The following is a 3,420-nucleotide window of genomic DNA, read 5'->3' on the forward strand; positions in this document are numbered from 1 at the left end:
GCTTTCGGTTTGGTTGAATAATATTGAATTCATCATATACGGTCTATTTTAAATAGTCTAGTAACGACCAGTCTGTTTTAAGTGGTAGAATGTTTATTATTGAACCAAAATAGAGGTAGTTCATAAAGGGTATACTTAAAATAAACCAATAAAATATGTATTGATTCACTATTCTAATTGAACAATAATTACATCATAAAAAGGCTCAAAAATGAGCCTTTTTTAGTACCCAATCGACATAGATGTCCGAGAATGAACAGATTTATAGGGCATCTCATATTTTCGGCAATTTCTTTCATTTACGAGGGTGCTAATGTCTTTCAACACCTAAGCCAATATAGTATATTGTATGGTGATTATCTGGAATTTATATTACTAGGGGGATAGGGGTGTAATTCCTTAAAGCACAATTGAACGGAACCGTCACCTTAGTGTCATTTTTCTGTATGCATATTTGTAAGGTCATTTCACCATCATTAACATGTATTATTGATAAGTATATTTACAACATCAAACCACCAATTGTAGAGATAATAAATTCCTATATCATCTACCCTACTTTCAGTAGTCTCAAAAACGGGTTCATATTATGGGCTTATGGTTTGCTCTTTTGTGATACACTTAATGAATAATTTCGAATTCACTTGTTAATAATCAATCAATTTAAGCACTCCATTAATCAACAGAATAATATTATTTATCCTTCCAACACTTATTATTTAATCAAAATATTTATTTTAGCATCCACTAATCGGAATAACCGCCTCAGTTTGGAATATCATTTAGGGGTGGAATCATAGAGGAAAATTTAAAGTATTCGCTTGTTGATGCGAGTTGAGATTTTTATCGTTTATAAACGTTGAAGTCTCTATAAGCCTATAAGTGTTTAATAAATGAGTATGCCACTCATATTCAGTCACTAATAAAATAAAGGTGATATAACCAAGTTTGGTACCAATACAAGAAGAACTAACTGTACATAATAATAACATTAAATCATATGCTAGACCAATCCTTCTCTTCGGATAACTTCAGGATTCTATTAGATGTAGTAAATAGAAAAGGTGTGTATGTAGAATCTGAATCTTTTTTTGAAACAGCTGATATTTTTATAGAAACAAGAGAGAAATCAGACGAAATCATATGGAAAAACAAGGAGATAAGAAGCGAAAAGAGAAAGATTAAAGCAATAAAAGATAAAGCACTTAGGGATTATTCGAATCTAGACCAGTTAAATGCTGAAAAAGAAGAAATAAAACAGGAACGAGAAATCCTCCTTACAAATATTTTTAATAATATCAGCTCTAAAGTAAATAAGGAAGACTTTAAGTTAGATATTAAAAAGGGTAAAATAAAGTATGGAAAACAATTGTACGTTGTTACTAATTCTCCTGAAAACTTTTTTGCATTAAAACAAATTCAACGGAATATCAATAAAACATTTAAAGTTAAACAATCAGATAGAAGGGTGATAATATCACAATTATCAACTATACTTCAAGATGGTTTTCCAAAGGTTATTTTGCGCACGGATATAAAAGAGTTTTATGAATCTATTCCTCACAAAGGATTGTTGGATATAATAAATGGCAATCCTCTTCTTAGTTACCCAACGAAAAGAATAATTAAGGATTTACTAAATCAGTATTGGAAAATACTAGTCTCAGATGGAATTAAAAACAGTACAGATGAACGCATCGGAATCCCAAGGGGTATTGGAATTAGTGCTTTACTGGCTGAATTATATATGAGACGTTTTGACAAGGCGGTTAAATCAATCGATTCTGTAACTTACTATGCACGATATGTAGATGATATAATTACTATATATACTCCCAAAAATAGAGGTGAAAAGCGCACATCACAAACATATATAGAAAGATTAAAAACTATATCACAAAAAAGCCTTGGTCTAACACTGAATTCTGATAAAACCCACTTAATTGATTTAAGAAAAAGAAATCGTGATAGGAAAAATAGTAAGAGATATAAGTTTACATATCTAGGGTATTCTTTTGTAATAGATTATAAACGAAAAGAACTTAGTGGTGACTCTAAAAAATTTGAGGTTTACAGAGAGCCACTAAAAATACTAATGTCCGAACATAAATTAGAGAAGTATAAGAATAAAATTGAAAATGCCTTCGCTGACTTTAAAGACAAACAAGCACTATATGCTGGAAAAGAGAGTGGCATAAAAAGATTATTACATCAACGCATAAGGTTTTTAACTAACAACTATCAACTATTTAGACGAAAAAGTAATGTATTTATAGGAGTATACTTTTCAAATGAATTTTTAAATAATCCATATCCTGATTTAAAAGCTTTGGATGATTTTCTTGAAAATGAAATAACGAAAATAGAACACTTGGCCAATCCTGAGCTAATTAACAAGTTAAGGTCTCTATCGTTTTACAAGGGATTTATGGCTAAGAATGTCTTGCAATTCAATGCTTCAAAAGAATTCAATATTAATAAATTAATGTCAATTTGGACTAATATGTAATTATGAAAAAGAAACTTCCTATAACATATTCCAAAGAACGAGTAGTGCTATCTGATGTTTTACCATATGAAACACCGTTGACGTTTTCGAATCGTTTTTTTTATCACTACCTAATAAAAAGAAGAAAACAGAATGATAGCAGAGAGATTCTACCTGAGCTTGAGAGGTTAATATTTAATTGTGGGGATGTTACAAATCCATTTCGTTTTAGAATCACTCATAAAGAGAATGACTATAGAGAACTGAATGTAATCCATCCCAATAATCAATTGGCAGTTGTTAAGTTTTATGAACAATATAAAGATGTAATCCTGTATAATAGTTCAATAAGCTCTTTCTCTATGCGAAAACCAAGTTCGGTTGCCAAGTTTACATTTTATAACGATAAACTACATAGCAGAACTAAAGATGGTGATTTAAAGCATTCTCAAATTGAGCAAGATGATAGTGAATATGAAAATCTGAAATCTTACTTTACTTATAAGAAGTACTCAAATATTCATAAGTTCTTTGAATCATATGATTTTCATAGGTGCGAAAAGAAGTACAATAAGTTATTGATGCTAGATGTCTCCAAGTGCTTTGACAGTATATATACCCATACTATTTCGTGGGCATTATTCAATAAAGACATTGTCAAAGATAACATCAATGATTCAAGAAATACTTTTGCTGGAGAATTTGATGAATTAATGCAAAAACTTAATGCAAATGAAACTAATGGAATAGTTATTGGTCCTGAGTTTTCAAGAATTTTCTCTGAACTTATTCTACAAAAAATAGACAGAAATATTGAAGATAGCCTAAAGAATCCTAAAAACAATGATGCAAGCCTAATTCATAAGGTTGATTATGAGATATTTCGTTATGTTGATGATTACTTTATTTTCTATAAATCTGAAAATGATAGA

Annotated in this window: 2 protein-coding genes; both read left to right on the forward strand. The window is 29.9% G+C overall.

The features are described 5' to 3' along the window. Positions 1-1,000 precede the first annotated feature (1,000 nt). A complete protein-coding gene (gene drt3a, locus J1N10_RS20540; protein ID WP_262328610.1) occupies positions 1,001-2,509 on the forward strand; it encodes an antiviral reverse transcriptase Drt3a in 1,509 nt (502 codons plus the stop codon). A 2-nt stretch (positions 2,510-2,511) separates the two neighbouring features. Then, on the forward strand, positions 2,512-3,420 hold a 909-nt coding region (drt3b, locus tag J1N10_RS20545; protein ID WP_262328611.1), incomplete at its 3' end, for an antiviral reverse transcriptase Drt3b.

This window comes from Carboxylicivirga litoralis, assembly GCF_025499605.1.
GTDB lineage: Bacteria > Bacteroidota > Bacteroidia > Bacteroidales > Marinilabiliaceae > Carboxylicivirga > Carboxylicivirga litoralis.